Annotated in this window: 11 protein-coding genes and 1 pseudogene; 4 read left to right on the forward strand and 8 right to left on the reverse strand. The window is 46.0% G+C overall.

From position 1 onward, the window contains the following. Positions 1–160: 160 nt before the first annotated feature. Positions 161–319, forward strand: coding sequence for a hypothetical protein (locus ACTQ16_RS12530; protein WP_441937685.1), 159 nt, complete (start codon positions 161–163; stop codon positions 317–319). Between the two features lie 57 nt (positions 320–376). On the opposite strand, the gene ACTQ16_RS12535 is transcribed toward ACTQ16_RS12530, so the two are convergent. Further along, entirely contained in the window at positions 377–943 is a 567-nt protein-coding gene (locus tag ACTQ16_RS12535) for a 6-carboxytetrahydropterin synthase (protein WP_094380541.1), read from the reverse strand. Between the two features lie 5 nt (positions 944–948). Continuing rightward, positions 949–1365, reverse strand: a complete 417-nt coding sequence (locus ACTQ16_RS12540) for a Fur family transcriptional regulator (RefSeq protein WP_427877084.1) — start codon at positions 1363–1365, stop codon at positions 949–951. 333 nt (positions 1366–1698) lie between these two features. Here ACTQ16_RS12540 and ACTQ16_RS12545 point away from each other — a divergent pair. Both ACTQ16_RS12545 and ACTQ16_RS12550 read left to right on the forward strand, forming a co-directional pair. Beyond that, a pseudogene (locus tag ACTQ16_RS12545) lies at positions 1699–2106 on the forward strand (YifB family Mg chelatase-like AAA ATPase); the annotation flags it as partial. A gap of 102 nt (positions 2107–2208) precedes the next feature. Continuing rightward, a complete protein-coding gene (locus ACTQ16_RS12550; protein ID WP_441937687.1) occupies positions 2209–4065 on the forward strand; it encodes a calcineurin-like phosphoesterase C-terminal domain-containing protein in 1857 nt (618 codons plus the stop codon). A gap of 739 nt (positions 4066–4804) precedes the next feature. Here ACTQ16_RS12550 and cysS read toward each other — a convergent pair. After that, positions 4805–6295 (reverse strand): cysteine--tRNA ligase, encoded by a 1491-nt coding sequence (gene cysS, locus ACTQ16_RS12555; protein ID WP_441937688.1) that lies wholly within the window; start codon positions 6293–6295, stop codon positions 4805–4807. A gap of 385 nt (positions 6296–6680) precedes the next feature. Here cysS and ACTQ16_RS12560 point away from each other — a divergent pair, with 385 nt between their 5' ends. Next, a complete protein-coding gene (locus tag ACTQ16_RS12560; RefSeq protein ID WP_217759997.1) occupies positions 6681–8186 on the forward strand; it encodes an acetyl-CoA hydrolase/transferase C-terminal domain-containing protein in 1506 nt (501 codons plus the stop codon). 96 nt (positions 8187–8282) lie between these two features. Here the strand turns inward: ACTQ16_RS12560 and ACTQ16_RS12565 are convergent, their stop codons facing one another. The 5 genes from ACTQ16_RS12565 to fabF form a co-directional block, all read right to left on the reverse strand. Further along, complete coding sequence (locus ACTQ16_RS12565) at positions 8283–9095, reverse strand: DUF3108 domain-containing protein (protein ID WP_264951117.1); 813 nt, start codon at positions 9093–9095, stop codon at positions 8283–8285. Positions 9096–9097: 2 nt separating this feature from the next. Beyond that, entirely contained in the window at positions 9098–11071 is a 1974-nt protein-coding gene (locus ACTQ16_RS12570; RefSeq protein WP_441937690.1) for an Ig-like domain-containing domain, read from the reverse strand. A 51-nt stretch (positions 11072–11122) separates the two neighbouring features. Next, positions 11123–12631 carry a GH3 auxin-responsive promoter family protein gene (locus ACTQ16_RS12575; protein ID WP_441937691.1) on the reverse strand — a complete coding sequence of 503 codons (1509 nt, stop codon included), beginning with the start codon at positions 12629–12631 and terminating at the stop codon, positions 11123–11125. A 214-nt stretch (positions 12632–12845) separates the two neighbouring features. Further along, positions 12846–13910 carry a ribonuclease III gene (gene rnc, locus ACTQ16_RS12580; RefSeq protein WP_441937693.1) on the reverse strand — a complete coding sequence of 355 codons (1065 nt, stop codon included), beginning with the start codon at positions 13908–13910 and terminating at the stop codon, positions 12846–12848. Then, positions 13900–15162, reverse strand: coding sequence for a beta-ketoacyl-ACP synthase II (gene fabF / locus ACTQ16_RS12585; protein ID WP_118416262.1), 1263 nt, complete (start codon positions 15160–15162; stop codon positions 13900–13902). Before fabF ends, rnc begins: the two co-directional genes overlap by 11 nt. Positions 15163–15169 lie beyond the last annotated feature (7 nt).

Below are 15169 nucleotides of genomic sequence, written 5' to 3' on the forward strand. Positions count from 1 at the left end.
TTTGCAACACTAAGATAAGTGAAAATTCTGACATGGCAAAATCCTGGGCAACTTTTTGTTGCTCAGGAACTTATAAATAAAGTTAAATTATAGTGTTGCGGAATTAAGGTAAATTAAACGAGAATGATAGCCTCTCTATAATCAGTCGAGCCTTAAAAAAATGGCTGCGGATGCAGGGATTACGAAAAATGTCAGTTTCCATACGAGCCGTCACACAACACAGGTGTATGCCGATGTGATTATGGAAACAAAGGTTGAAGCCATTAGCCGAATTTCAAATTATTTTTCTAACTTGTACAATACGGGTGGAAAAGTGTGAAATCTTTTCCACCCGTATTTTCATCATCACATTATTTTATATGCAGCTTTACGTGGATTATTTTTTACGATAACCACATTTTGGGCATACTCCATCCGCATTGAGGGCGACACCGCAAAGAGGACAGCGGTCGATGTTATTCTTTGTGGTAAACTCGGCAGAAGCGGCATTCACACCGCTTGTGAAAGTGATTTTAGCGATGTTCAGTTTGTCTTTCAACAAGTCATATACAATCTTAATCATACCTTCCACTGTCATGGTTTCTTTGGTAACAACCAGACGGGCATCAGGGTAAGCCGTTGCCAATTCGGTCTTGAAGGCCTCTCCTTTCATTTTGTTTTGCGGATGGCCGTTTTTGATGCCTTGCTTTTCATACACATCAAGAATGGCAGGAAGCAAAGGGTCATCTTCGCGGAGCACCAAGGCATGGTCAAAATTCTTCAACAGGCTCCATGCCACCTTTTGGATTTCATTACAAGGGTACACCATGTTTACACCTTCTTCAACCGTATCTTCCACCTCAATGGTCAGTGTGCCAGTGTGACCGTGAAGATACTGGGCTTCGCCTTGGAAGCCATAGAAGCGATGTGCATACTGCAAATCGAAAGTCGTGATACTTCTCATACTTGTTACTTTTTAGAGTTTAACTTTGGGTTATTTATCGTTATCTGCACCTGTATTCGGCTAATGTCAACCGATGCAAAATTCTTTTCTTTCAAATACTGTCGTATCAATTCCGTAAGCCCTTCATCCATATAATCCAAGATGCTCTCTCCCTCGAATATGTGGTGATGCTCTGTCACGGTAATGTCATAATAGCTTTTCCCCACTTCATGATGGAACACAAATGATAACAGATTAGCCTTGCAAAACGAATCAAGAATGCGATAGATGGTTGAGATGGTTATCTCATTATCTTTGGATTGCACACACTTGATTATTTCATCAATGGCAGCATGACGCAATTCCATCATAACCTCATAAACCACTTTACGTTGCGGAGTGATTTTTAGGCCTGCGTTCTTTATAATCTCCGTACTTTCCATTCTTCTCGTATTTTGATGCTACAAAGTTAATGATAATATTTCGCATTTGCAAATTTTTACCAACAAAATTATTTTTTTTTAAGAATAAAGCCGCAATACATTCCTTAGATTCTGTCTATCAGAAATTCACCTGGCCCATGTGGGAATGTATAGAGTCTATGCACAATGGAGCAATTCTAATCAAAAAGGCTCGACTAATTAAACAAAAAGTGTTATCTTTGCATCGTGAACATAAACAATGGCCATTCACCTATGTCCTTGATAAATCATCGTAGGCGTAGTGCCAGATGGCATGGAGCGAGCCAAAAAGTGAGACAATCAGCGGCCCCTCTTTTCTTAGACCGAATAGACATCCAATGTGAAATCAGTCCCGTTCCTTTCCAGGACATATCGAAGGCAGCACCAGGTGAGCCAAGTGCCAAGATCAGAGAAAGAGTCATCAAGGCAAGAGAAGTTCAAGCCGAAAGATTCAATGATTATAAAGGCATCCATTGCAACGCTCAGATGACCGAAAGAATGATTCATCAGTTTGCCGAACCCGACGAACAAGGTATCGAACTGCTCCGAATGGCAATGGAGAAGCTTTCTTTGTCAGCCAGAGCCTATAACAGAATACTGAAAGTGGCACGAACCATTGCTGATTTGGCAGGAAGTGAACAGATTAAGCCTTACCATATAGCAGAAGCCGTGGGATACGGAACCCTCGACAGAGGCGATTGGGCAGAAAGAGGACATTTATAATCATAAAGAAGATATATTAATATTTAGTTATTTTTAAACAATAATCTAAGGTTTTCCCATAATAAATGCGTAATTTTGCACGATAATATCAATACAAAAGGAATGAAAAGGAAACTGCTATACATCGGTGGAATATTGCTCGTTTGCTGCATGCTCGTGGCAATCGGCATGACAATGCGCCTCAACGAGGAAATCACTACCCTGCCCGCCATCGGACCCAAGATAGCGGCCAACATACATTATCATCCACAGATGAAGGATTCCATTCAGAAACCGAAGCCGGTGGTAAAGAAGATGGACTTCAATATCAGCGGCACCTTGCTGGATACCGATGGCAAGGGAGTGACTGGCGTCATCGTGAGCGATGGCTACCATTGTGTGAAGACTGATTCCTCGGGACGCTACAAGATGAAACGAGACTCGTTGGCTCGCTTCATCTACTACTCCGTGCCTGCCGACTGCGAGGTACCTACCCATAGCGAAACCGATCGCACGGCTTGTTTCTACCAAGCAGTTTCCAACGATAAGAAGAAATATGACTTTACTCTCACCCGATTGCCCGGCGGCAAGGAGGTGAGTTACAAGATGATAGTCATCGGCGACCCGCAGGTTACCAATGCCTACAGCCCTTACTATACTTCTCCGGATGATAACCCCATCAAGAAGAGCGATGTGGAAAGATTCACAACCCAGACGATGGCAGACATCAAGCAGACCATCAAGAGTCTTCCTGCAGGAACTCCCGTATATGGACTGAGCATGGGCGATGATGTACAGTATTATGGCGGCTATAATGCCAAGCTGGAGCGCCAGATACGCCAGGCATTGGGCTCTTCAGAGATGCGTCTCTTCTCCGTCATCGGCAATCACGACCAGGATGGGAAAGCACTCTATCGCAGGAAATGGGAGGAAAATTTCGGTCCTACCGATTTTTCCTTCGACCGTGGCGATGTGCATTATGTCTGCATCAACAACTGCTTCTTCCATCGCGGCATGTCTTATTATTCTCCTGGAGAATTGCGTGAGCGCCAGGTGAAGTGGCTGAAACAGAATCTGGCCCTTACACCCAAGGATAAGAAAGTGGTACTCTGCTATCACATTCCTTTTACCTTCGGCAATGCGCCTTTCAGCAAGGCGAAGCCGCTGACCAATGCCAATGAGGAGGGGCATTATTCCTCTTCCCGCCTCTCTCTCCTGCTCTCTCTGCTGAAGCGGTTTAAGGGAGGCTATGAACTCTTCTGCGGACATACTCATTTTGCCTGCAACCACGAAATCAACTACGAGGGCGAGGATGTGATGGAGCATTGTCATGCTGCTGCCTGTGGCAATATCTGGCAGTCGAACATCAACATCTGCGGCACCCCGAACGGATATTATGTCTATAGCTTTGTAGGTACCAGCATCAACGATTGCTACTACAAGGGAACTTTCTGGGACAAGAGCAAGCAGATGACCATCTTCCGTTCCCAGACCGATTTCAACGGTGAGAAATATGCCAAAGACTGGCAGTTGGCAACCAACAGGAATATCCTGGTAGCTAATGTCTTCAATGCCACCAGTCACTGGCGCGTGGTAGCCATAGAGGATGGCAAGGAATATCTGATGCGCCGCATCAGCAGCAAGGGTCAGGATGCCTTTGCAGCCGGCTATCATCATAAATACAGCGAGAGTGTATCCTATCGTTTCGTGAGCAAAGGTAACGGTTATCTCATCATGAACCACCTTTATTATTATGTACCAAAGAACCCGAATGCCAAGATTATCATCAAGGCAAGCGACCCATACGGTCACACATTCACGGCAAGCAGCAGCGATGCCGTAACCGAGCCTTTCGTCAACTACGCTCACTACTATGAGCGAGAGTACAAGGAATATAAGAAGCAGAAAGACAAAATGTTGAGAGATTCCGTAGTTACCAAGCAGAAGGATACGATTGCTACTAAATCAGTAAATAAATAGAAAAGAAAAAGGGAGATTCCCCTCTTATTTGAAGTTGGAAAGAGGCTCATTCCACTTTTTGCCTGACTATGGCACAATATTGCCCTCTACTGGGGCAACTTTTTGCCATTGCCGGGCACAAAGTAATACGCCGGGAGAAAATTTTCGGGAGGTCTACCATCGCCAGTCTGAATATGCTTTCCGGCTGCTGGAAGCGTGGTTTTGCTCGGGAAAAACCTTACTCTCGATTTTACTCTTCACTCTTCACAGATTAGCCTGAAACTCTGATAAACACTAGGGTTGCAAGCGGTGAAGAGTAGTCATCCACTCTTCACAACTCTTCACCACTCTTCACACGTACTCAAATTTTCCACCAGCATAGGATACTGTAGATGAAGCTCATCGAAAACCTCGAAGCTTACCATCCATTTGCCCTCCTCTTCCGGCATTTGGAAACAGTAGCTGATCATGGTGAAGAGTGGTGAAGAGTGGTGAAGAGTAGGCTACCACTCTTCACTCACCTAATCAACTGTATATTAGTTGTTTAGGGAGCATCCGTGAAGAGTGAAGAGTGTTTTTGAAAGTAGCTTTCTATCCACCCGCAGCTTGAAACTTATGCTAATTATTGCAAGAAGAAAAAACACGAAATATATGACCTTGTATCTCATCATTCCTTACGTTTTAGTTATCATACTAAATAAGGTATGTCTCTCAAAACGTTTCTTGAGAGACATACCTTAATTATATATAGAGACTATTTTTACTTGTTCAGTTTCCAGGTAACACCATCCTTGGTGTCCTTTACCTCAAAGCCGGCACCAGCGAGGGCATCGCGAATCTGGTCGCTGGTAGCCCAGTCCTTGGCCGCCTTTGCCTTGGCACGCAGGTCGAGAACCATATCTACTACCTTGCCATAAGCCTCTTCACGGGCATCATTGTTGGCTCCCTTCTCGCTCTTCAAGCCGAGCAGGTCGAAGGTGAAGAGCTGCATGGTGTCTGAAAGCTCCTTCAGGTCTTCGGCAGAGATGTTTGCCTTGTGGTCGAGGGCTGTGTTGATTACGTGGCAAGCCTCGAAGAGATAGCTGATGACGAGCTGAGTCTGGAAGTCATCGTTCATCGCATCGTAGCAGCGCTGGCGCAACTCGCTTACGAACTTCTTCACCTGCTCATCGCTCTGCTTAGCCACAGGCACACGCTCCAGGTCTTTCAAACCGTTCATCAGGCGCTCCAATCCCTTCTGGCTAGCCTTCAAGGCATCGTTAGAGAAATCTACTGTGCTGCGGTAGTGAGCAGAGAGGATGAAGAAACGGATGGTCATTGGCGAATAAGCCTGCTCCAGACTGTCGTGATTGCCAGTGAAGAACTGCTCCAGAGTGATGAAGTTGCCAAGACTCTTACCCATCTTCTGACCGTTGATGGTAATCATATTGTTATGCATCCAGTAATGAACCATCTGGTCGCCCTGAGAAGCCACAGCCTGGGCAATCTCGCACTCGTGGTGAGGGAAAATCAAATCCATGCCGCCACCGTGAATATCAAAGTGGCTGCCCAGATACTTTCTGCCCATTGCAGTACACTCGCAGTGCCATCCTGGGAAACCATCGCTCCAAGGACTAGGCCAGCGCATGATATGCTCTGGTGAAGCCTTCTTCCAGAGGGCAAAGTCAGCCTGGTTCTTCTTCTCGCCGATACCAGCCAGTTCGCGGCTCTCGTTGATTACGTTCTCCAGGTTACGTCCGGAAAGGATACCGTACTTATGATCCTTGTTATACTTCTCGATGTCGAAGTAGATAGAGCCGTTGCTCTCGTAAGCATAGCCATTGTCCAGGATTTCCTGTACCAGCTTCTCCTGTTCGATGATATGGCCTGTGGCATGAGGCTCAATGCTAGGAGGGAGTACGTTCAGCGCCTCCATGGCATCGTGGTAGCGGTTGATGTAGTACTGCGCAATCTCCATTGGCTCCAACTGCTCCAGGCGTGCCTTCTTCTCAATCTTGTCGTCGCCCTCATCTGCATCGTGCTCCAAGTGACCCACGTCGGTAATGTTTCTAACGTAGCGAACCTTGTAGCCCAGGTGCTTGAGATAGCGGAAGAGTATATCGAATGTAATGGCAGGACGCGCATGACCAAGATGCGGATCGCCATACACAGTTGGGCCACAAACATACATGCCCACGTTAGGAGCGTGGAGCGGAGTGAATCTCTCTTTCGTACGAGTGAGAGTGTTATAGATCAATAATTTCTGTTCCATTTTGTTTGAACCTTATTTTTATATTATTTATGTTTTGAGTGCAAAGTTAACTCATTTTTCTGATATATCCGACAAATCATTCGCAAAATGTTATTAAATGCCCCTAAAATACCACTTTTATCTGATGAAAATGCTAACATGAGTAGAGAATAAATCGGGAAAAAACAAAATACAGGATGCAGAAAACAAAATAGTTTTTTGCATAAAGTAATCAGTTTCTGTATATCTATTCACTATTTGTAAGTTTTTTGCCTAATATATGCATAAAATTATCAAATTATTAGCGTATATCGAAAATAATGTGTAACTTTGCAGCCGCATAACAGTTATCAATTATCAAGAAGGCGGCTATAAGTTCCGCCAATGAGTATTAAGTTAGAAGAAAATGGCATATACAAGATTGAGTGCTGCCGAAGCGGCAGCGATGATTAACGATCAAGATACAATCGGATTGAGTGGTTTCACACCAAACGGCGTGCCTAAGGCAACTTTCCGCGAACTCTCCAAGAGAGCCGTGGCAGAGCATGAGGCGGGCAGACCTTTCCAAGTGGGCATCCTGACAGGTGCTTCTACCTCGCAGAGTATCGAAGGTGACATGGCAGCAGCCCATGCCATCAAGTTCCGTGCGCCATTTTCTACCAACAAGGATTTCCGCACCCATACCAATCTCGGTGAAATCGACTACGAGGATATGCATCTCGGCCACATGGCTGAGCGCCTGCGCCGTGGTTTCTATGGCGAGATAGACCTTGCCATCATCGAAGTTTCTGATTTGGAAGAAGGCGAAACTACCTGTAAGGCATTCCTTACCTCTGCCGGCGGCATTGTTCCTACCATCGTCAGATTGGCAAAGAAGGTGCTCATCGAGAAGAATACCTTCCACAGTCCAGCTTCCCGTTATCTTCACGATGTATATGAGATAGCAGAATGCCCATTCCGCACACCTATCCCAATCTTGAATGTGGGCGATAGAATAGGTAAAGAGTATGTGGAGATTGATGCACATAAGATTGTGGGTGTGGTAGAATGCAACATTCCGGAAGAGGCGCGTGCCTTCAAGCCACTCGACCCTGTAACCGAACAGATGGGACATAATGTGGCTGATTTCCTGGTCAGCGACCTGAAGAAGGGACATATTCCTCCTCAGTTCCTGCCTTTGCAGAGCGGAGTGGGCGTAACTTCCAATGCCGTTCTTGAGGCATTGGGACAGAATCCTAACGTGCCTGTATTCAGCGTCTATACCGAGGTGGTTCAGGATGCTGTAGTGAAATACATGCGTGAGGGAAGAATCAAGGATGCATCCTGCTCTTCGCTCACCGTAACAAACGAGACTTTGAAAGAGGTGTATGATGATATAGATTACTTCAAGAAGCATCTCACCATCCGCCAGAGCGAGATTTCCAACTCTCCGGAGGTAATCCGCCGACTGGGTGTCATCGCCATGAATACCGCCATCGAGTGCGATATCTATGGCAACGAGAACTCCAGCCACATCTGCGGCAGCAAGCTGATGAATGGTATCGGTGGTTCGTGCGATTACGAGCGAAATGGCTACATCTCCATCTTCACCACCCAGAGTACCACCAAGAACGGTTGCATTTCAGCCATCGTTCCGATGTGCAGCCATGTAGATAGCACCGAGCACGATGTGGATGTTATCGTTACTGAGCAGGGAGTCGCCGATCTTCGCGGCAAGGGTCCTTTGCGCCGTGCCAAGGAGATTATCGAGAACTGTGCGCACCCGGATTATCGTCCAATGCTTCGTGAATACTTGAAATTTGCAGAAAAGGGGCACGAGCCACAGAGCATGCGTGCCGCCCTCGCCATGCACGATACCTTCCTGAAGAAGGGAGATATGAGACTGACCGACTTCGGAGAATATCTGAAATAAGGAAGATTACCGCATAAACATAAAAAAGGCACCAGGCTGTTTCCATCAACGGAATACAACCTGATGCCTTTATTTTTTTATCTATAAACCTGCTGCTTACTTCACAATAGAAGTAACAGGGTTTCTGGTGCCCTTCATGCCAACCAGGAATGCCTTTGCCGAACCAAACTTCAGGAACATATCCAGGCGTACAGGCACATGATTCTCATCATCGGTGATATAGAAATCTACGATTTTCTTCCATTTACCATCGTCAATCTCCATATATTCAAGACGCAGGCAACGATACTTCACGCCGTTGTCAGCCTTGACCGTAACCTTTCCACCATACTTCAACTGAGCCGGATTACGACCGCCGCCATCACAGATAGGGAACTTGACGCAATGTCCCCGCTTCCAGTTGGCAGGATCAAAGCTGCGGGCACGGAGGAAGATGTTCATCATGTCGAAAACACAATCCTCGTAGGAAGCCTTCTTCCATTTATGCTCACCATTCTTATTCTGATAATGCAGGTTTACATTGCATTTGCCACCGGCATAATTATAGAAAACCTCATCTACGGTATATCGCTTGCCTTCACGGGCTCCCTTGCGGAAATAGAGCGGTGCCAGATCCGTACCACTATAGCAAAGCAAAGTATCACGAAGCACAAAGAAATCGTCTACTCGCTTATTTCCTCTGGTTACGAGCGAACCACGATAAGCAGGCTTACCATGACGGGTAGTCTGGATAACCGACATGCTGGCATTACCAGCCTTTACCCAAACGAACTTCCAATTGTAATATAGGTTATAGGTGAGAAACTCACCCGATTTGAATGCCGTATTACGAAATGTACACTGGGCAGACACGGTTGTGCTGACCAAGAGTAGCATTGCTGCTATCAAAAAAGATTTAAATGTCTTCATAACTATAACATTTTAGGAATGTACTCTATGCCCAATTTTTTGGCACGTTGCGCATTCTGATTCTTTACTTTCTTTTCCTTGTCAGGTTTCTGCTTGGTGATGGCAGAAGGCTTCTGCCTGGACAGTTCATAAGACTTCGGGCTCCAGCTTTCCGTCAAATCCCATTTAGCCTTACATTCCAGGAGTTCCGGATAATAATATACTTCCTCCGCCTGCAAATCATCATCATAACAGCCCGTATCCCATTTGCCGTTGTTGTTTCTATCAACAATCAGGCGCATGTAATACTTCTCCGGTTTAAGATAATAGAATTCTGCTACCCCATTTACTGCCTTCACCGACTTCACCACCTGGTCCTGAGCATTCAACAACTGTACCAGGAGAGGCAAATTTCCAAAATTATCGGTGATATTCACCAGGAGAGTGCCGTATGTATCGAGCGAGCTGACCTTGAATCCCTGCTTGATAGGCTTGGATGCCAGACCGTAGATATCCTCGAAAGCAGCAGAATCCACCTCAAGACTATATTCTATATCAGGTCTCCACTCTCCTCTCAGCACATATTCCCGGTTTCCTATCGAATCAAATTCAAAAGGAGCCCGATACCAGAGCGTATCATGCTTGGCATAAAGATGCATTCCTGCCGTATCTGCCTTGGCAAGCGGAGTATCAAAACTGAACGTAACGTTCTTGTCCGGGTCCAGTTCTGAGGCAACTCCCACCTTGACCTCAAGCGGTTTGATGGCCATCACCGAGTCATAAGGCATACCTTTCTTCTTGAGTTTTTCCTGCTTCTTGGTCCACTCGGCTATCTCCTTTTCCTTGGCTTTCATTCGCTTGGCGTATGGTTCCTTGGAAAGAATCTCCATAGCCGTATCGGTATGACATATCAGCACACCCGTACTGTCGGTCATGCGATAGGTAAGATCCATGCGAAGCGTATCCTGATTGACCAGGGCAGTATCCCTCAGCCAATAGGTGATGGAATCTTTCTTCTCAGAACTTTCTATGATGAACGCTTTTTCGGCATCAAAGTTAAGTCCCTTTATCTCAGGAAGGATGGAATCTCCATAACTGAAATAGAGAGAGAAACAGTTAGGCATCTTGCGCTCTGCCTTCAGGAAATATCTGTCTGTCAACGGTTCCGTAAAAGCCCTGAGCACCACGTCATCAGGCAGGAAATGGGTATATTTCACCTGGTCAATCGACTTGATGTGCAGCGAGTCTATCCATGTGGTATCCTGTCTGATATCAGGCTTGCTGGATGGTATGATGATGTCATGGGTGAAGGCGATTTTCTCGCTCTTCTGATTGAACATATAGTTGCCGTCCATGTCCTGCAGGGCATAGATGCGATAAGAGCCCGGCGCTACGCCCTTGATGACGAAACGTCCTCTACTGTCCGTACGGCTTACACGCAACATAGGCTTGGTCTTGAACGCAGAATCAGCCTGATCATCATAGAGACCTACGAGAATACCCTTGATAGGTTCCAGATTCTCAGCCTCCAGCACATATCCCGCAACCTCCATCGTATCAATGACGGTACCTGTAGAAAAACTATAGGTATAGTTGCCCATCGGATTTCCCTCGTTGTTGTCGCTGATAGCATCCGAGAAGTCGATGGTATAAGTGGTATTGGGTTTCAGAGAATCGACAAGCGAAATATGAATACGCTTTCCTGCGCCTTTGATTTCAGGCACTTCGAGCTGAGGAGGCGAAACCACCACCTTCTCGGTAGGATTATCCACCTTGATAAACTCATCGAAGTAAATATCTATCTTCTTCTCCTTCACATTGACAGCACCGTCAGCCGGCGAGGCACCTACCACCTTAGGTGGTGTCTCGTCAAACCATCCTCCGTCAGGCTGTCCCATTCGTGCACAGGAAGCCAACAGGAAGAAGACCGCCAGATAGAAAGGCAGAAACAAGGAATTTAACTTCAACTTGTCCTTGATGTCGTTCATATTAATCATTGTATATTATCTTTATATTCGCTACCCTATCTCGAAGGCAGCGATAAAAATTTACTTGTTCATCATCAGCATTTCGTCGAGATTCTTGCGGCTGTTGCTGAGACGGGGAATCTTATGCTGACCACCCAGCTTGCCCTTGCTCTTGAGCCAATCGTTGAAGACTCCCGGTCTTGCCTTTACTATTTCCAGATGCTGGAGCGTAACGTCGTGGAATCGCTTAGCCTCATAGTCGCTGTTGATTTCCTGCAGTTTCCGGTCGAGCAGGCTGGCAAACTCGTCCAGGCTTTCCGGTTCCTTGGAGAATTCGATAAGCCACTGATGGCGGCATTTGGCGTTGCTGTCCATATAGACAGGAGCAGCCGTATATTCAGCCACCTGGGCACCCGTCTTCTCGCAGGCATAAGCCAGACCCTTCTCGGCATTATCCATAATCAGTTCCTCGCCAAAGGCATTGATGAAGTATTTGGTTCTGCCGGTAATGACAAACTTATATGGATTCTTGCTTGTAAACTGAACGGTATCACCAATCATGTAACGCCATAATCCACAGGAGGTTGTGATAACCATCGCATAGTTCTTGCCTATCTCCACATCCCATAGAGGTATGATGGTAGGATTGGCCTTGCCGAATTCATCCATAGGGATAAACTCGTAGAAGACGTCATAATCTATCATCAGGAGCATCGCCGGGTCGGATGGATCGCTCTGCAGTCCGAAGAAGCCTTCGCTGGCATTATAAGTCTCCATATAATGCATGTCAGGCGAAGTGATGAGCTGCTCATACTGCTTGCGATAAGGCGTAAAGGCAATACCACCGTGGAAGAAAACCTCCAGGTTTGGCCATACTTCCTCCAGATGCTTCTTGCCTGAAAGCTCCATGACGCGTACCAGAACGCTGAGCATCCAGCTAGGCACACCCGAGATATTCGTAACGTTCTTGTTCAGGGTTTCCTGCGCAATACGGTCGCGCTTCACCTCGAAGTCGCTCAGGAGAGCCGTTTCCTTCCTAGGCACACGCACCAGATTGGCAAGCGGATTGATGTTTTCGATGAGAATAGCGCTCAAATCGCCCACCAGACTGCCCGAAACATTATAGTTAGGCGAATGGCTACCGCCGAGAATCAGGCTCTTGCCGTCGAAAATCCTGCTTTTCGGATTATTACGCAGATAGAGCGCTACGGCATCAAATCCACCCGCATAATGAATACCATGCAAACCATCATGAGAAACAGGGATAAACTTACTCTTGTCGTTGGTAGTACCCGAAGATTTAGCATACCATTTCACGGTACCCGGCCACAGGATATCCTTTTCTCCATGGCGCATGCGGTCGATGTCCCCCTTCAGCTCCTCATAGGTGTTGACAGGCACATTCATCGCAAATTTCTCATAACTATTGGTAGTATTTAATAGATGCTTTACACCATATTCCGTATTCTTGCCCTTTTCAATAAGGCGCATGAGTGTATGATGCTGCAAATGTTCTGCATCATTAACATACTTCTCCAACTCCTTCTGTCGGGGTTTGAAGACATTACTTACTATCGTTGTTAAACTCATATCTAGATATATATACCTTATAAAGTAGATGCAAAATTAATTCAATCTTTTGATATAGAGAAAGTTTTTACTTTTTTTTAATACAAAAATCCAAGATAGATATATATGAGGAGAGAAACTGCAATGAAACCCTACCTGATGTATACAAAAAGACTCCCATAGATAAGTTTATATTACCTTTCTATGGGAGTCTTTTTCCGATATGTAAAAGAGTTTATTCTTCAGCAAAAGCAGCCGCCTCGGCAGCTGCAATGATGTCTTCTCTAGACATCTCCTTAGGCTCTGCTGTAATATCGCTCAAGTCAAACTCGTCGCTATTGTTCTGTTCTACGACGGTTTCTGCCATTTCATTCTCCTCTGCAGCAGCCTTGTCCGAAAAAACCTCTTCCTTGAACACGCTGACGTGCTTCTCCTCTAGGTTTTTTTCGTCCAGATTCTGCGAGATGATGAAATTCTCCTGCACTTCTGTGCTAGGCACATTGAGCACAGGCTCTTCCTCCATCTTTGTACGGTTAGCCTTGGCAGCAAAGACCTCGTCAATATACTGCGGTTTCTTGCGCAGGTTGTCTAAAGTTTCCTTAGAGGCAAACTGCTGGCTTTCTTTCTTGGAATATCCCTTGCCGATACCCCCTTTCACGCCTTCAATTTCCACCTGATAGGTGAACACAGGGCTTCCATTGTCATCTTTCTGCTGCTCAATCAATACATATTCAAGCTGTACGCGGTTTTTCTGGCTCCATTCGATAAGCTTGCTCTTGAAGTTAACCTCCTTGTAAGCCACCTTATCAATGTTTATCATTTGTGCCAGAATGCGATTCTTCATGAAAAACATGCATGCGTCATAACCGCGGTCCAGATAGATGGCACCAACCAAGGCTTCGAATGCATTTCCTCCCATATAGCTGTTATGAGAAGAACTGTGTCCGTTAGATAAAATCAGCTGATTGATACCCATCTCCTGCGCCAGCTTGTTGAGCGTGTCGCGCTGCACTAGCTTGCTTCGGGTATTCGTAAGGAATCCCTCACGCTTGCCAGGGAAGTGCTGGTACACGATGTCTCCTACTACAGCATCCAGAACAGCATCGCCCAGGAACTCCAGGCGCTCGTTATTCACCGGCTTACCCTTTGAATTGCGGCGCATGATGCTCTTGTGCATCAAGGCAAGCTTGTAATAACTGATATCGTGAGGATAGAAACCAAGGATTTCGTACAAAGAAAAATAAAGCTCTTTATCCTTGCGGAAAGAGAGCTTTATTCTATCTATAAAATTATTCAGCATACTTCTTGAATACTACACAGCAGTTGTGACCGCCGAATCCGAAAGTATTGCTCAATGCAGCACGAACTTCACGCTTCTGAGCTTTGTTGAAGGTAAAGTTCAAGTTGTAGTCGAGCTCTGGATCGTCATCACCCTCTTCGTGATTGATAGTAGGAGGAACGATATCGTTCTTCACACTAAGAACACAAGCCATAGCCTCTACTGCACCGGCAGCACCGAGGAGGTGACCAGTCATTGACTTGGTAGAACTGATGTTAAGCTTGTAAGCTGCATCACCGAAGACTGCCTTGATAGCCTTAGCCTCAGAGATATCACCTACGTGGGTAGATGTACCGTGAACATTGATATAGTCAATGTCCTCTGGCTTCAGATTGGCATCAGCCAATGCGCGCTCCATAACGAGCTTAGCACCGAGACCCTCAGGATGAGAAGCTGTGATGTGATAAGCATCAGCACTCTCGCCCTCGCCTACCATCTCAGCATAGATCTTCGCACCACGAGCCTTAGCGTGCTCCAGTTCCTCGAGAATCAAGCAACCAGCACCTTCGCCCATGATAAATCCATCACGGCTTGCGCTGAATGGACGTGAAGCATGCTCAGGATCATCATTACGTGTTGACAATGCATGCATAGCATTGAAACCACCCACGCCACAAGCGCAGATAGCAGCCTCGGCACCACCGCTCACGATGATGTTTGCCTTGCCCAGACGAATCAGGTTGAAGGCATCAGCCAATGCGTTGCTTGAAGAAGCGCATGCAGATGTAGTAGTGTAGTTTGGTCCGTGGAATCCGAAGTGGATTGAAATCTGACCAGAAGCGATATCTGCAATCATCTTAGGGATAAAGAATGGATTGAACTTAGGACCATTCTCCTCGTGAGTACCGTAGTACTTCACCTCATCCTCGAAAGTCTTGATACCACCGATACCTACACCGAATACAACGCCAACGTTGTCCAAGTCTTCCTTCTCAAGATCAATTTCAGCGTCCTTTACACCCTGCATGGCAGCAATCATAGCCAACTGGGTATAACGGTCAAGCTTGCGAGCTTCCTTACGATCAATCCAATCATTGATGTTCAGGTCTTTAACCTCGCAAGCGAACTTGGTCTTGAAAAGGGTTGTATCGAAATGAGTAATAGGAGCAGCACCGCTCTTTCCAGCAAGAAGGTTATTCCAGGTTTCCTCTGGATTATTACCTACTGGAGTCACAGCACCGAGACCTGTTACAACAACTCTCTTTAATTCCATTTATAAA

The organism is Prevotella sp. LCP21S3_D2, assembly GCF_052118345.1.
Classification (GTDB): Bacteria; Bacteroidota; Bacteroidia; order Bacteroidales; family Bacteroidaceae; genus Prevotella.

What these genes read in the sequence shown, in the direction of transcription:
- ACTQ16_RS12530 (WP_441937685.1), top strand. Translation starts at nt 161, where the DNA reads ATGGCTGCGGATGCAGGGATTACGAAAAATGTCAGTTTCCATACGAGC.
- ACTQ16_RS12535 (WP_094380541.1), bottom strand. Translation starts at nt 943, where the DNA reads ATGAGAAGTATCACGACTTTCGATTTGCAGTATGCACATCGCTTCTAT.
- ACTQ16_RS12540 (WP_427877084.1), bottom strand. Translation starts at nt 1,365, where the DNA reads ATGGAAAGTACGGAGATTATAAAGAACGCAGGCCTAAAAATCACTCCG.
- ACTQ16_RS12550 (WP_441937687.1), top strand. Translation starts at nt 2,209, where the DNA reads ATGAAAAGGAAACTGCTATACATCGGTGGAATATTGCTCGTTTGCTGC.
- cysS (WP_441937688.1), bottom strand. Translation starts at nt 6,295, where the DNA reads ATGGAACAGAAATTATTGATCTATAACACTCTCACTCGTACGAAAGAG.
- ACTQ16_RS12560 (WP_217759997.1), top strand. Translation starts at nt 6,681, where the DNA reads ATGGCATATACAAGATTGAGTGCTGCCGAAGCGGCAGCGATGATTAAC.
- ACTQ16_RS12565 (WP_264951117.1), bottom strand. Translation starts at nt 9,095, where the DNA reads ATGAAGACATTTAAATCTTTTTTGATAGCAGCAATGCTACTCTTGGTC.
- ACTQ16_RS12570 (WP_441937690.1), bottom strand. Translation starts at nt 11,071, where the DNA reads ATGATTAATATGAACGACATCAAGGACAAGTTGAAGTTAAATTCCTTG.
- ACTQ16_RS12575 (WP_441937691.1), bottom strand. Translation starts at nt 12,631, where the DNA reads ATGAGTTTAACAACGATAGTAAGTAATGTCTTCAAACCCCGACAGAAG.
- rnc (WP_441937693.1), bottom strand. Translation starts at nt 13,910, where the DNA reads ATGCTGAATAATTTTATAGATAGAATAAAGCTCTCTTTCCGCAAGGAT.
- fabF (WP_118416262.1), bottom strand. Translation starts at nt 15,162, where the DNA reads ATGGAATTAAAGAGAGTTGTTGTAACAGGTCTCGGTGCTGTGACTCCA.